The sequence below is a fragment of the Mesorhizobium sp. M2A.F.Ca.ET.043.02.1.1 genome, from assembly GCF_003952405.1.
GTDB lineage: Bacteria > Pseudomonadota > Alphaproteobacteria > Rhizobiales > Rhizobiaceae > Mesorhizobium.
The window spans coordinates 5,312,686-5,328,366 of record NZ_CP034445.1; the positions used below are offsets into that span (position 1 = coordinate 5,312,686).

13 protein-coding genes and 1 tRNA gene are annotated in these 15,681 nt (G+C 64.9%); 9 read left to right on the top strand and 5 right to left on the bottom strand.

What is annotated here, in order from left to right; translation table 11 throughout:
• Positions 1-40: 40 nt before the first annotated feature.
• From EJ068_RS25160 to EJ068_RS25195, 8 genes are all read left to right on the top strand, one after another.
• Complete coding sequence (locus EJ068_RS25160; RefSeq protein ID WP_245463219.1) at positions 41-832, top strand: FadR/GntR family transcriptional regulator; 792 nt, start codon at positions 41-43, stop codon at positions 830-832.
• Positions 829-2,556, top strand: a complete 1,728-nt coding sequence (locus EJ068_RS25165; protein ID WP_127251960.1) for an IlvD/Edd family dehydratase — start codon at positions 829-831, stop codon at positions 2,554-2,556. Before EJ068_RS25160 ends, EJ068_RS25165 begins: the two co-directional genes overlap by 4 nt.
• An 8-nt stretch (positions 2,557-2,564) precedes the next feature.
• A complete protein-coding gene (locus EJ068_RS25170; RefSeq protein WP_129554922.1) occupies positions 2,565-3,344 on the top strand; it encodes an SDR family oxidoreductase in 780 nt (259 codons plus the stop codon).
• Between the two features lie 27 nt (positions 3,345-3,371).
• A complete protein-coding gene (gene araD1, locus EJ068_RS25175; protein ID WP_127251962.1) occupies positions 3,372-4,370 on the top strand; it encodes an AraD1 family protein in 999 nt (332 codons plus the stop codon).
• Positions 4,371-4,422: 52 nt separating this feature from the next.
• Complete coding sequence (locus EJ068_RS25180) at positions 4,423-5,448, top strand: ABC transporter substrate-binding protein (protein ID WP_127251963.1); 1,026 nt, start codon at positions 4,423-4,425, stop codon at positions 5,446-5,448.
• 77 nt (positions 5,449-5,525) lie between these two features.
• Positions 5,526-6,626 carry an ABC transporter ATP-binding protein gene (locus tag EJ068_RS25185; RefSeq protein ID WP_127251964.1) on the top strand — a complete coding sequence of 367 codons (1,101 nt, stop codon included), beginning with the start codon at positions 5,526-5,528 and terminating at the stop codon, positions 6,624-6,626.
• A complete protein-coding gene (locus EJ068_RS25190; RefSeq protein ID WP_127251965.1) occupies positions 6,623-7,495 on the top strand; it encodes an ABC transporter permease in 873 nt (290 codons plus the stop codon). Before EJ068_RS25185 ends, EJ068_RS25190 begins: the two co-directional genes overlap by 4 nt.
• Positions 7,492-8,292, top strand: a complete 801-nt coding sequence (locus EJ068_RS25195) for an ABC transporter permease (RefSeq protein ID WP_127251966.1) — start codon at positions 7,492-7,494, stop codon at positions 8,290-8,292. The genes EJ068_RS25190 and EJ068_RS25195 overlap by 4 nt, the downstream gene beginning before the upstream one ends.
• A 60-nt stretch (positions 8,293-8,352) precedes the next feature.
• Here EJ068_RS25195 and EJ068_RS25200 read toward each other — a convergent pair.
• The 5 genes from EJ068_RS25200 to EJ068_RS25220 form a co-directional block, all read right to left on the bottom strand.
• A tRNA-Gln gene (locus tag EJ068_RS25200) sits at positions 8,353-8,427 on the bottom strand.
• Positions 8,428-8,655: 228 nt separating this feature from the next.
• On the bottom strand, positions 8,656-9,630 hold the full coding sequence (locus EJ068_RS25205; RefSeq protein ID WP_245501598.1) for a GDP-mannose 4,6-dehydratase: 975 nt from the start codon (positions 9,628-9,630) through the stop codon (positions 8,656-8,658).
• Positions 9,631-9,687: 57 nt separating this feature from the next.
• Entirely contained in the window at positions 9,688-10,671 is a 984-nt protein-coding gene (gene gmd / locus EJ068_RS25210) for a GDP-mannose 4,6-dehydratase (protein WP_127251967.1), read from the bottom strand.
• A 106-nt stretch (positions 10,672-10,777) separates the two neighbouring features.
• Entirely contained in the window at positions 10,778-12,202 is a 1,425-nt protein-coding gene (locus tag EJ068_RS25215) for a phosphomannomutase (protein WP_128314970.1), read from the bottom strand.
• Between the two features lie 100 nt (positions 12,203-12,302).
• Positions 12,303-12,647, bottom strand: coding sequence for a VOC family protein (locus EJ068_RS25220; protein WP_042641814.1), 345 nt, complete (start codon positions 12,645-12,647; stop codon positions 12,303-12,305).
• Between the two features lie 214 nt (positions 12,648-12,861).
• On the opposite strand from EJ068_RS25220, the gene ppdK reads away from it, so the two are divergent.
• Positions 12,862-15,546: a pyruvate, phosphate dikinase gene (gene ppdK / locus EJ068_RS25225; protein ID WP_126078454.1), complete on the top strand. Its 2,685-nt coding sequence runs from the start codon at positions 12,862-12,864 to the stop codon at positions 15,544-15,546.
• Positions 15,547-15,681: the final 135 nt, after the last annotated feature.

Sequence of the window (15,681 nt, forward strand, 5' to 3'; positions counted from 1 at the left end):
CGGCTTGACTCTCATCTATAGCTGGATAAAGACATATCATATGAATAGTATGAAGAATACAAAATCCTTCAGCACCGCACGCAGGTCGCGGATCGTCGCGGCGGTCGCCAGCGGCTCGACGGCGCTGCATGCGACGGTCGTCGAGCAGATCGGGCTGCGCATTGTCCAGGGCGATTTCCTGCCGGGCGAGGCACTCCCCAATGCCGATGATTCCAGTGAGATGCTGGGCGTCAGCCGCACCGTGCTGCGCGAGGCCATCAAGGTCCTGGCGGGCAAGGGGCTGGTCGAGTCGCGGCCTAAGACCGGCACCCGGGTGCGCCCACGCTCCGACTGGAATTTCCTCGATCCGGACGTCCTTTCATGGCGCTACGCGGCGGGCGTCAGCGCCGAGGACGTCACCGCCCTTTTCGAGCTGCGCCGGGCGATCGAGCCGATGTCGGCCGCGCTTGCGGCCAAGCGCGCGACGCCGGCGCAGCTTGCCGATCTCAACGCCGCGCTCGCCGAAATGGAGGCCGTGGGCGACGACGGCGACCGCTTTGCCAAGCCCGACCTCATCTTCCACCAGACCATCCTGCGCATGACGGGCAACGAGCTGATCGGCTCGCTGGCGGCGCTGGTCGAAACGGCCCTGATGATGAGCTTCCGTCTCTCCAACGACAATCCGGAGGGGCAGCGCCACTCGCTGCCGCTGCATCGCGAGGTGGCCGAGAAGATCGCCGCCGGCGATGGAAGCGGCGCGCAGCAGGCGCTTCTCGTCCTCATCGACAATGCCGAGGAAGACGTTCGCCGCAGCGTCGAGAACCGCAACAGGCGCCGTAAGGAGCAGAGATAGTGAGCGAAAGACGAAAGCTGCGGTCGACAGCCTGGTTCGGCGGTGAAGGCAAGAACGCCTTCATGCACCGCAGCTGGATGAAGAACCAGGGCATTCCGGACGATGCGTTCGACGGTCGCCCGGTGATCGGCATCTGCAACACGTGGTCGGAACTGACCCCGTGCAATGCGCATTTGCGGGCGCTTGCCGATCACGTCAAGCGCGGCGTCTATGAGGCCGGCGGCCTGCCGGTCGAATTTCCCGTGACATCGCTCGGCGAAAGCAACATGCGCCCGACCGCGATGCTGTTCCGCAATCTGGCGAGCATGGACGTCGAAGAGTCCATTCGCGGCAACCCCATCGACGGCGTCGTGCTCATGGTCGGCTGCGACAAGACCACGCCGTCGCTGCTGATGGGGGCGGCGTCCTGCAACCTGCCGACCATCGCCGTGTCAGGCGGCCCGATGCTGAACGGCAAGTTCCGCGGCCAGGACATCGGCTCCGGCACCCATGTCTGGAAATTCGCCGAGGACGTGAAGGCCGGGCGCATGAAGGTCGAGGACTTCCTCGCCGCGGAGCAGGGCCAGAGCCGGTCGGCCGGCAGCTGCATGACCATGGGCACCGCTTCCACAATGGCCAGCATGGTCGAGGCGCTGGGCATCGGCATGCCGGACAATGCCGCCATACCGGCGGTCGACTCGCGCCGTGGCGTGCTTGCGCAGCTCGCCGGGCGGCAGATCGTCGACCTTGTGCACCGGGACGTGACGATTTCGCAAATCCTCACCCGGCAGGCCTTCGAGAACGCCATCCGCGTCAACGGAGCCATCGGCGGATCGACCAATGCGGTGCTGCACCTCATAGCGATCGCGCATCGCGTCGGCGTCGATCTCAGCCTCGACGACTGGGATCGCCTCGGCCGCGATGTGCCGACCATCGTCGACCTGATGCCGTCGGGCCGGTTCCTGATGGAAGATTTCTACTACGCCGGGGGGCTGGCTGCGGTCATGGCGTCGCTGGATGGGGCGGGGTTTCTCCATCGCGACGCCATGACCGTCAGCGGAAAGACGATCGGCGAGCTGGTCGACGGCGCGCCGAACTACAACAGCGAGGTAATCCGGCCGCTCGACCGGCCGCTGACCAGGGAAGGCGGCATATCGGTGCTGCGCGGCAACCTTGCGCCCAACGGCGCCGTCATAAAGCCCTCGGCGGCGACGCCGGCGCTGATGCAGCACCGGGGCAGGGCGGTGGTCTTCGAGAATATCGAGCACTACTACGCCCGCATCGACGACCCGGACCTCGGCATCGACGCCTCGTCGGTGATGGTGCTCAAGAATTGCGGGCCGCGCGGCTATCCGGGCATGGCCGAGGTCGGCAACATGGAGCTGCCGGCCAAGCTCCTGAAACAGGGTGTTTCCGACATGGTCCGCATCTCCGATGCGCGCATGAGCGGCACCGCCTACGGCACCGTGGTCCTGCATGTTGCTCCCGAAGCTGCTGCGGGTGGCGCGCTTGCCCTGGTTCGCGACGGCGACCTCATCGATCTCGACGTGGCCGGCAGGCGTCTCGAGCTGCTGGTTTCCGAAGAGGAGCTTGCCGCCCGCCGCCGCGACTGGAAGCCGCCGGCGCCACCCGAGGGCGGCTACCAGAGCCTCTATGTCGAGCGCGTGCTCCAGGCCGATCGGGGCTGCGATTTCGATTTCCTTGTCGGGCGCCGCGATGCCGGCATCCCCCGCCATTCGCATTAGGTGCCGCAATGAGCGACGAGACCGAGAGCTATGCGATCTACCCCAGCCTGCGGGGCCGCAGCGTCTTCATAACCGGCGGCGGCAGCGGCATCGGCGAGAGCCTCGTGCGCCATTTCTGCGCGCAAGGCAGCCGCGTCGCCTTCGTCGACATGGCGGTGGAGCCGTCCCGACAACTGGTGGCGGCGGTCGCGGCGCAGGGCCATCCCGAACCGCTGTTCATTCCCTGCGACCTGCGCAATGTCGAGGCCCTGCAGGCGGCGGTCGAGCAGGCGAGGGACCGCAACGGCCCCATCCAGGCTCTCTGCAACAATGCCGGCAATGACGACCGCCACCAGACCGCCAATGTCAGCGTCGCCTATTGGGACGACCGCATGGCCGTCAACCTGCGCCACCAGTTCTTCGCTGCGCAGGCCGTGCGCCCGCAGATGAAGGCCCTTGGTGGCGGCTCGATCATCAATTTCGGCTCGATCACCTGGATGGTCGGCGATCCGGATTGTCCCGCCTATGTGACGGCGAAGGCGGCCGTCTACGGCATGACGCGGGCGCTTGCCCGCGAGCTCGGCCCCGAGCGCATCCGTGTCAACTGCATGGTGCCGGGCTGGGTGATGACAGAGCGCCAGATGCGTCTGTGGCTGACGCCGGCCGGCGAGCGCCAGATCGAGGAAAGGCAGTGCCTGCCCGACCGGCTGCAGCCTTCCGACATTGCGCGCATGGCGCTGTTTCTTGCCGCCGATGACAGCCGCATGTGCTCGAGCCAGCAATTCATCGTCGATGGCGGCTGGGTGTGACCCGGCGAGAAGGAAAAAGGTAGGTTCATGCGTCTCGTTCAGTTCAACTTGCCCGATGGCAGCCGTCACGTGGGGCGCGTCAGCGCCGACGGCGATCAGCTCCACATCCTTCTCGACACCAACACAGTTCTCGAGCTTGCCACTGCGGCTATTGCCGAGGGCAGGTCCATCGCGTCGGTCGTCGAGGAGCGGACCGGCGGCGAGAAAGTCGATTACGACCAGCTGCTGCGCGAAGGCCGGGTTCTCGTTCCGGTCGATCATCCGGAGCCGGCGCGTTTCCTCATCACTGGCACGGGCCTCACCCATACGGGAAGCGCTGCCGCGCGCGACAAGATGCATATGCTGACCCATGGCGAGGACGCCGCCGAATCCGATTCGCTGAAAATTTTTCGCATGGGACTGGAGGGTGGCAAACCCGCGCCGGGAGAGCTAGGCGTGCAGCCCGAATGGTTCTTCAAGGGCGTCGGCACCTGCGTCGTCCCGCCTGGTGCCGCGCTGCCGCTGCCGGCCTTCGCCAAGGCGGGTGCCGAGGAGGCCGAGATCGTCGGCCTCTATCTCAACGGACCGGACGGCCGCCCCTATCGCATCGGCTACGCGCTGGGAAACGAATATTCCGACCACGTGACCGAGGCCGAGAACTATCTCTATCTCGCGCACTCGAAACTCCGCTCCTGCTCGATTGGCCCGGAGCTGCTGATCGGCGAGTTGCCGGCGGAGGTGCGCGGCCATTCCCGCATCCGGCGGGACGGTGCCGTCATCTGGGAACAGGAATTCCTGTCCGGCGAGACCCACATGTCGCACTCGATCGCCAATCTCGAGCATTACCATTTCCGCTACCCGATGCACCGCCGGCCGGGCGATCTGCACGCCTATTTCTTCGGCGCGGCGGTGATGAGCTACGCCTCCGGCATCAAAACGGCGCCGGGCGACGAATACGAGATCCAGGCGCCGGAATTCGGCAAGCCGTTGCGCAACCGGATGCAGGCTGTGCCGGACGAAGGGCTGGTGGCCGTCACCCCGCTGTGACGGCAAGACCCGCGGACTGAGATCATCACAAACAACAAATGGGAGAATGATCATGCTACTGAAGAGACTGCTTCTGGGAATAGCGGGTGTCGGCCTCGGCATCGGCCTGATGGCGTCGTCGGCGCTCGCGGCGAACCTGCGCGTGCTGGCCTGGGATGGCTATGCAGACGCCGATTGGGTCAAGGACTTCACCGCCGAGACCGGCATCGGCGTCGATGTCGTCTTCATCGGCAGCGACGACGAGATCTGGGCCAAGATCAAGGGCAGCGAAGGTCAGGACTTCGATGTCTTCGCCGTCAACACCGCGCAGCTGCAGCGCTATATCAAGGCCGACCTCGTCACGCCGATCGACCTGTCGAAGCTTCCCAACCAGAAGGATACGCTGCCGCGCTTCCGCGACATCACCAAGGTCAGCGGCGACACCAAGGACGGCAAGGTCTACGGCATCCCGTTCTGCTTCGATTCCATCGGCCTGATCTACGACACCGACAAGGTGAAGCCGGCGCCGACATCGATGTCCGTGCTGTGGGATCCGGCTTACAAGGGCAAGGTGCTGGCCTATGACAATGGCGAGCACAATTTCTCCTTCACCGCGCTGACGCTGGGCTACAAGGACCCGTTCAACCTCAGCGCCGAGCAGATGGCGGTGGTCAAGGCGAAGCTCGTCGAGCTGAAGGGCAATGTGCTCAGCTTCTACACCACCGCCGACGAGGCCCAGCAGATCTATCAGAACAACGACGTCGCCCTGATCTGGGCCAATTACGGCCAGCAGCAGGTCAAGGCCTTGCAGAAGATCGGCGCCCACGTCGCCTACATCAACCCGAGTGAAGGCGCGCTCGCCCGGCTCGACAACTGGGTCATCTCGAAGGGCGTTCGCGACAAGGACGCGGCCGAGAAGTGGATCGACTTCATGCTGAGCAAGAAGGTGAGCGGCGCCTTGTCCGAGCGCACCGGCTTCGGCAACACCGTGGTCGAATCGAGCAGCGCCGGCAGCAACGACAAGCTGGTCTGGCTCAACAATGTCGAGGACCCGACCAAGCGCTCCGACCTGTGGAACGAGATCAAGGCGGCGCCTTGACCCGCCCTCGCGATCCTTGAGGACCTGGCGGTCCGGGCCGGACCGGACCGCCGACACGCTATTCTTGGAAGTCAGCCATGAACCAGACCAGCGACCTTCTCACGCTGCGCTCCGTCTCGAAGTCCTATGGCACCGTTCCCGTGCTCTACGACATCGACCTTGCGATCCGCGATGGCGAGTTCTTGACCGTGCTGGGACCGTCCGGTTCGGGCAAGACCACGGTGCTCAGGCTGATCGGCGGCCTGGAGCCGCTGACTTCGGGCGAGATCCGCCTCGACGGCCAGGACATCAGCGGCATGCCGATCAACCGGCGGCCCTTCAACACCGTGTTCCAGGACTATGCGCTGTTCCCGCATCTTACCGTCGCCGGCAATGTCGGCTACGGCCTGTCGGTTCGACACGTGGCACGCAAGGAGATCGCGCGCCGCGTCGCCGAAGCTCTGGAATTGGTGCAGCTCGGGCGGTTCGCCGACCGCTTTCCAGCCCAGCTCTCCGGCGGCCAGCGCCAGCGCGTGGCGCTCGCTCGCGCCCTGATCTGCCAGCCCCGGCTCGTCCTGCTCGACGAGCCGCTCGCGGCTCTCGACCTCGAACTGCGCCGGCAGATGCAGGAGTTCCTGAAATCCATCCAGCGCGAGGTCAAGACCACCTTCCTGTTCGTCACCCACGACCAGGAGGAAGCCATCGGCGTGGCCGACCGGATCTGCGTCATGCAGGCCGGACATATCCGCCAGCTCGGCACCCCGCACGAGCTCTATTACAAGCCGAACTGCGAGTTCGTGGCGCGGTTCTTCGGGGAGAACAATCTCGTGGCAGGCTCGCTGGGTGAGACGCAGGGCGAATTCCGCGCGATCGAGACTGCACTCGGCCGGCTGGTCTGCTCGGTCGCTGGCCAGCCGCATCTCAAGGCCGCCGCGACCGGCGCCAGCGGCTTCGCCGCCTTCCGCCCCGAAGCGCTGCGCCTTGCCGGCGATGGCGACGCCGAAAATCGTCTTTCCGGCACCGTCGCCGATCTTGCCTTTGCCGGCTCCTCGACGGTCGCCACCATCGCGGCCGGCGGCGATGCCGCGCAGCGCCTCAGGCTGCGCTTTCCGAGCCGGGTGGACGGCAGCGCGCTGAGGACCGGCGAGACCATGGCGCTTTCCTTCGCGCCGCACGAAGGCCATCTGGTGCTGGCATGAAGAGCGCTGGCCTGGCGCGTCCCGTCGCCATCCGCTGGTCGCCGCTGGTCACCGCGCTTGCCTTCGCGCTGCCGGTGGTGTTCGTCCTGGTGCCGCTGGCGATCTTCCTGGTCTACAGCTTCTTCAGCGTCGACCAGGGCCAGATCGTCTACGCGCCGACGCTGGTCAACTATGTTCGCTTCTTCGCCGAGCCGGTCTTCCTCCCGGTGTTCTGGCGCACGATCGTGCTCTGCCTCTCGGTGGCGGTGATCTCGATCCTGCTCGCCTATCCGACAGCCTATTTCCTGACCACGCTGCGCGGCCGCTGGCGTTACGCGCTGCTGATGTTGCTCATGGTGCCGCTCTTGATGAGCTACGTCATCAAGATCTACGCGATCCGCAGCATTCTCGGCCTCAATGGTTTTCTCAACAAGGCGCTGGTCGGACTTGGCATTCTCGCCGAGCTGTCGACGCTCTTCGTCTTCAATATGAACGCCATCCTGCTCACGCTGACGCTGCTTTTGATTCCCTTCGCGATCCTGCCGATCTTCCTGGCGCTCGAGCGCATCCCGCAGGTGCTCTTGCGCGCGTCCGACGATCTCGGCGCAAGCAGCCTGCAGACGTTCCTGCGCATCACCTTGCCGCTGTCCCTGCCCGGCGTCGCCTCGGCGGCGAGCTTCGTCTTCGTGCTGGCGATCGGCGATTTCCTGACGCCGCAGATGGTCGGCGGCATCAGCGGCTTCACCTTCGGCCGCATCCTCTACAGCCAGTTCGGCACCGCCTATAACTGGCCCTTCGGCGCCGCTCTGTCGGTGGCGCTGGCCGTCGTGGTGATCGTCGCGATCCTTCTCGGCGAGCGCTTCGGGCGCAATCGGGGGGCCTCGCTTTGATCGCCGCGCCGCGCCTCTCCACCATCCTTCTCGCCGCGATAACCGTCCTGGTCGCGGCGCTGCTCTACAGCCCGCTTTTCGTGCCCATCGCGTCGTCCTTCTTTCCCGTGGCGCGCGGCGAGGTCGACTGGTCGTCACCGACGGTCGAGACCTATGTCGCATTGGCTGGGAATCACGAGATTCTGGCCGCCCTCCGCACCACGCTCGTCGTCGGCGTCTGCACGGTCGTCCTCTCGGTCGTGAGCGGCACATTGCTGGCCCTCTACTATCATGGCCGCCGCGCCGGCCGCTCGCTGCTGCAGTTCATCGTCTTTCTGCCGTTCCTGATGCCGCCCATCATCAGCGGCCTGGCGCTGTTGATCTTCTTCCGTGAGATCGGGCTCGAACGCTCGCTGCTGACGGTCGTCATAGGCCATACGGTCTTCGTGCTCGCCATCGTCTATCGCACGGTGCTGACGCGCCTGCAGTCGATGAGCCGCACGCTGGTCGAGGCCTCCTACGACCTCGGCGCGACCAAATGGCAGACCTTCTGGCGCGTCATCCTGCCCAACCTTTCGAGCGCGATGGTGGGCGGCGCCATCCTGGCTTTCGCCCTGTCGTTCGACGAGACCATGATCACCATTCTGGTCACCGGCACCCAGACGACGCTGCCGGTACGCCTGTGGGCGATGATGCGACTGGGTTTCTCGCCGGATATCAACGCGCTGGTGGCGCTGATCCTGATGTTCACCATCTTGCTCTGCGCCCTTGCGGCCAGGTTCCTGGTTCCGAGGCAGATCGCCACGCAGCGCAGTTGAAACAACGCTGATCCTGCGCTGGGCGATGCCCGGGGCGGAGCTGGTTGGCAATGTGAGGGATGGCTGGGGCGCCAGGATTCGAACCTGGGAATGTCGGTACCAAAAACCGATGCCTTACCGCTTGGCGACGCCCCAGCAGGCGGGGCATGCCCGCTTGCGCGCGGCCTTATAGGACGGGGCGAAGCAAAGCTCAATGCCGCAACATCAACTAAAAGCGGCTGCGATACGGGTCGCTATTGCTGCCAGTTCGTCGCTTGATCGCCAGCGGCTCATCCCGGGCCGCCCGCTGCCGCACGCCTGCTTCGCTCGCCTGGCCGACATCGGGGCAATCCTGCTTCCGCGAAGCCGACGACGCTGCTTTGCTCACGCCTGGGCCACACGTGCACGGCAATCCTGCAGGACCGCCGCAAGCGTCTCCTCGAAAGAATGCTCGGGCGCCCAGCCAAGCAGGGTCCGGGCGCGGGTCGCATCGCCGACGATGCATGGCAGGTCGCTTGGCCTCATCCGCAAAGGATCCTGCTCCACGACGATCTTGACGCTACTTTGCGCCAGCAGCAGATCCAGAATATCTGCCATCCGCCAGGAGAGGCCGGACGCAAGGTTGAAGATGGTGTTCGGCGCAAGCTTGTTGCTGTTCAAGACCGCGCGCGCATAGGCATTGGCAATGTCGCGCGCGTCCAGAAAATCGCGCCTGGCGTCGAGATTGCCGACGCGGATGAGCGGCGGAGCGAGGCCTGCTTCGATCCGCGCGATCTGCATGGCGAAGGCCGGCACTGCGAATGCCTCAGTCTGGCCCGGTCCCGTATGATTGAAGGGACGCATCCGAACGCATTTCAACCCCCGGTACGACAGCGCGCCGAGCGCGAGGTCGGCCGCGGCCTTGGTTGCGGCGTAGTCGTCGACCGGGGCAAGCAGCGTGCTTTCGTCGAGCGGTCGTCCGGTCTTCGCGCTTTCGCCATAGACCAGACCGGATCCGACATGGACGAGCCAGCAGTCCGGAGCCGTGTTGAGGATGGCATTGGCCACGTTGAGCGCGCCGTCCACGTGGATGCGCCACGTGTTTCGTGGATTCGCCTGGGCGGCATCGGGGGCCGCGACCGCCGCCAGGTGGATGACATGCGTTGGCCGATGACGGGCCATGGCCTCATGGACGGCGGCCGTATCCGTCACGTCCAGCTCTTCGACCTGGCCGAAAGCGGGGTGCGGGCCCCCATCCTTGGAGGTCGCGGCAATGACGACCTCAGGGCCGCAGATCTTGCGCAATGCCTCGCCGACATAGGGGCCGACGAAACCGTTGGCGCCGGTCATCAAAACGCGCATGCCGGCCTCACGAACCATGAAGCGTTGTCCGGATGCGGATGCGTGGCGGAACGCGGCGTCACAACGGCTTCCCTTTCAACGCCTGGCGGCTGCGTGGCGCGCGAGATCGGCGTCCACCATCTCGCGGATCATCTCTTCCAGGGAGATCGTCGCTTCCCATCCGAGCTTCGCCTTAGCCTTGGCCGGATTGCCGAGCAGGATCTCGACTTCCGCCGGCCTGAACAGGTCTGGATCGATGACAAGATGGTCGTTCATCTTCAACCCGACATGCTCGAAGGCGATCCTGCACATGTCGCGCACCGTCGTCGTCCTGCCGGTGGCGACCACATAGTCGTCGGGCTTTCCCTGCTGCAGCATCAGCCACATGGCGCGGACATAGTCCCTCGAGTGGCCCCAGTCGCGCCTGGCGTCGACGTTGCCCAGGCGCAGCTCCCTCGCCAGCCCCATCTTGATGCGCGCGACGGAGTCCGTGACTTTGCGGGTCACGAATTCGATGCCGCGAAGCGGCGATTCGTGATTGAACAGGATGCCGCTCGAGGCATGCAGGCCGAAGCTCTCGCGATAATTGACGGTGATCCAATGGCCGTAGGCCTTGGCTACCGCATAGGGCGAGCGGGGATGGAAAGGCGTGGTCTCCGACTGCATCGGCTCCTGGATAAGGCCGTACATCTCCGACGACGAAGCCTGATAGAAACGCGCCCCGGGCACTTCAAGACGCAGCGCCTCCAGCATATTGGTGACGCCGATGCCGGTGACGTTGCTCGTCAGGATAGGCTGCTGCCAGGACGATTTGACGAAAGACTGCGCGGCAAGGTTGTAGACCTCGTCCGGCCTTACGTCGCGCATGGTTCGGGTCAGGCCCGACAGGTCCGTGATGTCGCCATCCACGATCCGCACGTCGTCCTCGATGCCCAGCCATTTCAGCCGCATCGTGTTGACGTCGGCCGTGCTCGACCGTCGCGCCAGGCCGTGGACCTCGTAACCCTTCGAAAGCAGGAGCTGCGCCAGATAGGCGCCGTCCTGCCCGGTGATCCCGGTTATCAATGCTGCCTTTGTCATCAATGGTCTCGGTGGTCGGGCGCGATGCGGGGGCGGGAGCGGGAGCGGGAGTTCCCATCGCTGCCGATTGGCCGCTCTACGCCTGCGGCAACCGGCACCGCTGTCATTATACGTCCCCGGCCTTATCCGCCAGTGCGGCGTCCCGCGCCCGTTCCAGCGCCATTGCCATGATTTCGCTTGCCCTTCCATGGCTGGCGGCCTCGGCATAGCAGCGAAATTCGGGAGCGTTTCCGGAAGGTCGCAGATGGATGATCTCTCCGCTGGTCATTCGCGCTCTCAGACCGTCGGTCTCGTCTACATCCGCCACCATGCCGAAGGGCGCCAGGAACCGCTGCAACGCGTCGCGGTCGGCGAGCTTGCGCATCAACACGCGCGATGTCTCGACCGGGAAGTTCTCGAGCCGCTCGCTGGCGCAGACCGGAAGGTTCCAGGTTTCACGCAGGTTAGACAGCGATTTCCCCGTCGATGCCATCGTCCCCAGCACGGCCAGGATCGGCAAGAATGAATCCCGTGTCGGCAGCGCCGACAATATTTTGCCATTCACCAGGCAGTCGGATCCCAGCAGAACTCCGCCATTGGCTTCGAAGCCGACGACGATGCCGCCTGCCTGCCGCGCGGCGTCCATTCCCTCGATGACGAAAGGCGACCCGACCTTCGTTCTCCTGACGCTGAACCCGAACGCTTCGGCTATGCCCGAGTTGGAGGTGACCGGCGTCACCACGACATCGGCCTTGAGGAAGAGCGCCGTGGCCAGCCCGATCAGGTCGCCGCGGAACAATTCGCCATTTTCGTCGATGACAAGAGGGCGATCGGCATCGGCATCGGCCGAGACCACCGCGTCGAGTTTGAACTCGCGCACCCAGTCCCGCACCATCGCCAGCGTTTCCTGGCTGACGGCCTCGGTATCGACAGGCACGAAAGTATCTGTTTTGCCGACGACGATCACATCGGCGCCGAAGGATCGCAGGACCTCGACCAGCAGCTCCGCCGCAACGGTGCTGTGCTGGTAGACGCCGAGCCTCATTCCGGAAAGGGCGCCAGGGGGCAGAATTGCCTCCACACGGTCTCGAAAGGCCGCGAGCGCCTGTTCATGGCCGGCTTGCCAGTCCGCATAGGTCGGCGGCCAGGGATATTGATCGGACAGCTCCGCGACAGAAAGGGCGATCGCGGCCTCGTCCGCCTTGTCGATCTCGCCCTTCGGTCCATAGAACTTGATGCCGTTGCGGTCGGCGGGGATATGCGAGCCGGTCACCATCAGCGCCGCGGCGTTGTGCCGGCGGGCATAAAAGGCAAGCGCCGGTGTGGGGATCGGACCGCAATCGACCGGCTGGAAGCCGGATGCGGCCAGCGCCGCCATGCAGTCCTGTGCGATCGCCGGGCTGCTGTCGCGCAAGTCCCGTCCCACGAAGACCTTGCCTTGCTGATATCCAATCGCCCGCAAGCGCCGGGCGAAGCCCTCAGTGTAAAGTCCGCTTGGCCTTCCGGCCAAATCGGAAGCCAAACCCCGGACACCGCTTGACCCGAATTTCATCAGCCTGCTTTTGCTGTTAGAAGGTTGCCGCTGCTCATTTGAATGAGCCCCGCGGCCCACTGCCTGTCAACAGCAAAAAACCTCGAAACCCGCGTCCTTTCTAATGTCCCCACACCGCCAGTTCGTTGCCGGCCGGATCGGTGAAGTGGAACCGTCTGCCGCCGGGGAAGGAAAAGATCGGCTTGACGATGGTGCCCCCGGCGCTCTCGACCGCGTCCAGCGTTTCCTCGAGGTTCTCGGAGTAGAGCACGGGCAGCGGTTTGGCCGGCGCTTCCCCGGCATCGGCCTGGAAACCGCCATCGAGCCCTTCGGCGAAAGCGGAATAGGTCGGGCCGTAGTCGGTGAACGACCATGAAAAGGCGGCGCTGTAGAAGGATTTGACGCTGTCCAGCGTGCCCCCTGTCGCCGGCAGTTCCAGATAGTCGAGTTTCCCGTTGAGTTTCATCACGCTACTCCACTATGTTCTCTTTATGTTCTATATCGCGCCATGCCTCTCCGGCAAGTCTTTTTGACGCAGCTTTGCTTAATCGATTGTAGTGGCGGCGAGCGCTGCCGGTACCTTGCCTTTCGCACTGCAGCATCCTATCGCTCGGACCGGGGAAGCGGGGAACCGGGCCATGGTCCGGCTGTTTCTATCTTCCACGAACTGGAGGGCAAGCATGACCAAGTGGGTTTACACCTTCGGCGACGGCGCCGCCGAAGGCCGTGCCGGCGACCGCAATCTTCTCGGTGGCAAGGGTGCCAATCTGGCCGAGATGTGCAGTCTCGGCCTGCCCGTGCCGCCCGGTTTCACCATCACCACGGAAGTCTGCAACGCCTATTACGCCAACGGCCGGGCCTATCCCGATGGGCTCGAGGCGGATGTCGTCGCCGCTCTCGACCATATCGGCCGCATCACCGGCCGCCGCTTCGGCGATCCGTCGAAGCTGCTTCTGGTCTCCGTCCGCTCCGGCGCCCGGGCGTCAATGCCCGGCATGATGGACACCGTGCTCAATCTCGGCCTCAACGACGAGACGGTCGAGGCTTTGGCCGCCGATTCCGGCGATGCGCGCTTCGCCTATGACAGCTACCGCCGCTTCATCCAGATGTATTCCGACGTCGTCATGGGCCTCGATCACGAAGTGTTCGAGGAAATCCTCGAGGACCAGAAGGCCAGCCTCGGCCACGAGCTCGACACCGAGCTGACGGCCGCGGAATGGCAGGGCGTCATTTCGCTCTACAAGGCCAAGGTCGAGGAAGAGCTTGGCAAGCCGTTCCCGCAGGACCCGCACGAGCAGCTCTGGGGCGCGATCGGCGCCGTGTTCTCGAGCTGGATGAACAGCCGCGCCATCACCTATCGCCGCCTGCACGACATCCCGGAAAGCTGGGGCACGGCGGTCAACGTCCAGGCCATGGTGTTCGGCAATATGGGCGACACCTCCGCGACCGGCGTCGCCTTCACCCGCAATCCCTCGACCGGTGACAGGCAGCTCTATGGCGAGTTCCTGGTCAACGCCCAGGGCGAGGACGTGGTGGCCGGCATCCGCACGCCGCAGAACATCACCGAGGCGGCGCGTATTGCCGCCGGCTCCGACAAGCCGTCGCTTCAGAAGCTGATGCCCGACGCCTTCCAGGCCTTCGTCGACATCTCCGACCGACTGGAAAAGCATTACCGCGACATGCAGGACCTCGAATTCACCATCGAGCGCGGCAAGTTGTGGATGCTGCAGACCCGCTCCGGAAAGCGCACCGCCAAGGCGGCGCTGAAGATCGCCGTCGAGATGGCGAGGGACGGCCTGATCACCAAGGAGGAGGCGGTCGCCCGCATCGATCCGGCATCGCTCGACCAGCTCCTGCACCCGACCATCGATCCGAAGGCGGCGCGTGATGTCATCGGCATGGGCCTGCCGGCCTCGCCCGGCGCCGCCACGGGCGAGATCGTCTTCTCGTCCGCAGACGCCGAGGACGCCAGGGCTCAGGGACGCAAGGCGATCCTGGTGCGCATCGAGACCAGCCCGGAGGACATTCACGGCATGCATGCCGCCGAAGGCATCCTCACCACGCGTGGCGGCATGACCAGCCACGCCGCGGTGGTGGCGCGCGGCATGGGCAAGCCCTGCGTGTCGGGCGCCGGCTCGCTGCGCGTCGACTACAAGGCCGGCACGCTGGTCTCGATGGGCCAGACCTTCCGCAAGGGCGACGTCATCACCATCGATGGCGGCAACGGACAGGTACTGAAGGGCGCGGTCGCCATGCTGCAGCCGGAGCTTTCCGGCGATTTCGCCGCCATCATGGAATGGGCTGACGCCGCGCGCCGCATGAAGGTGCGCACCAATGCCGAAACGCCGCTCGACGCGCGCATGGCGCGCTCCTTCGGCGCCGAGGGCATCGGGCTTTGCCGCACCGAGCACATGTTCTTCGACGGCGACCGCATCGTCGCCATGCGCGAGATGATCCTGGCCGATACCGAAAAGGACAGGCGCTCAGCGCTCGATAAGCTGCTGCCGATGCAGCGCTCGGACTTCCTCGAGCTGTTCGAGATCATGGCCGGCCTGCCGGTGACAATCCGCCTGCTCGACCCGCCGCTGCATGAATTCCTGCCCAAGACCGAGGCCGAGCTTGCCGAGGTGGCGAGCGCCATGAATGTCTCGGCCGACAAGCTGCGGCAACGCACCGAGGCGTTGCACGAGTTCAATCCGATGCTCGGCCATCGCGGCTGCCGGCTCGCCGTCTCCTATCCGGAGATCGCCGAGATGCAAGCGCGCGCGATCTTCGAGGCGGCGGTCGAGGCCGGACGCAAGGCCGGCGCGCTGGTGGTGCCGGAAATCATGGTGCCGCTGGTGGGACTGGTGAAGGAGCTGGAATACGTCAAGGCGCGCATCGACGCGGTGGCGCAAAGCGTCATGCAGGAGACCGGCACCAAGATCGATTATCTAACGGGCACGATGATCGAGCTGCCGCGCGCGGCGATTCGCGCCCATGTCATTGCCGAAGCCGCCGAATTCTTCTCCTTCGGCACCAATGACCTCACCCAGACGACCTTCGGCATCTCGCGCGACGACGCGGCGTCCTTCCTTGAAACCTACCGGCAAAAGGGCATCATCGAGCAGGATCCGTTTGTGTCGCTCGATGTCGATGGCGTCGGCGAACTGGTGCGGATCGCTGCTGAAAAGGGCAAGGCGACCCGGCCCGGCATCAAGCTTGGCATCTGCGGCGAGCATGGCGGCGATCCGGCTTCGATCCGCTTCTGCGAGGAGGTCGGGCTCGACTATGTATCGTGCTCGCCCTACCGTGTGCCGATCGCCAGGCTGGCGGCCGCGCAGGCGGCCGTGGCGGCGGCGAAAGGCGCCGCCAAACGCGCCTGAGACGTGCATTCCGGGGAGCGGCACCCCAAGGGACCTTACGGTTTTGTATGGAATGTCACGCTAACGTGCGCGTGACAGCCCTGAATCTCGACACCGTTTCGAGGGAGTTTCCGACACCGAACTTTTTGGTGTCAG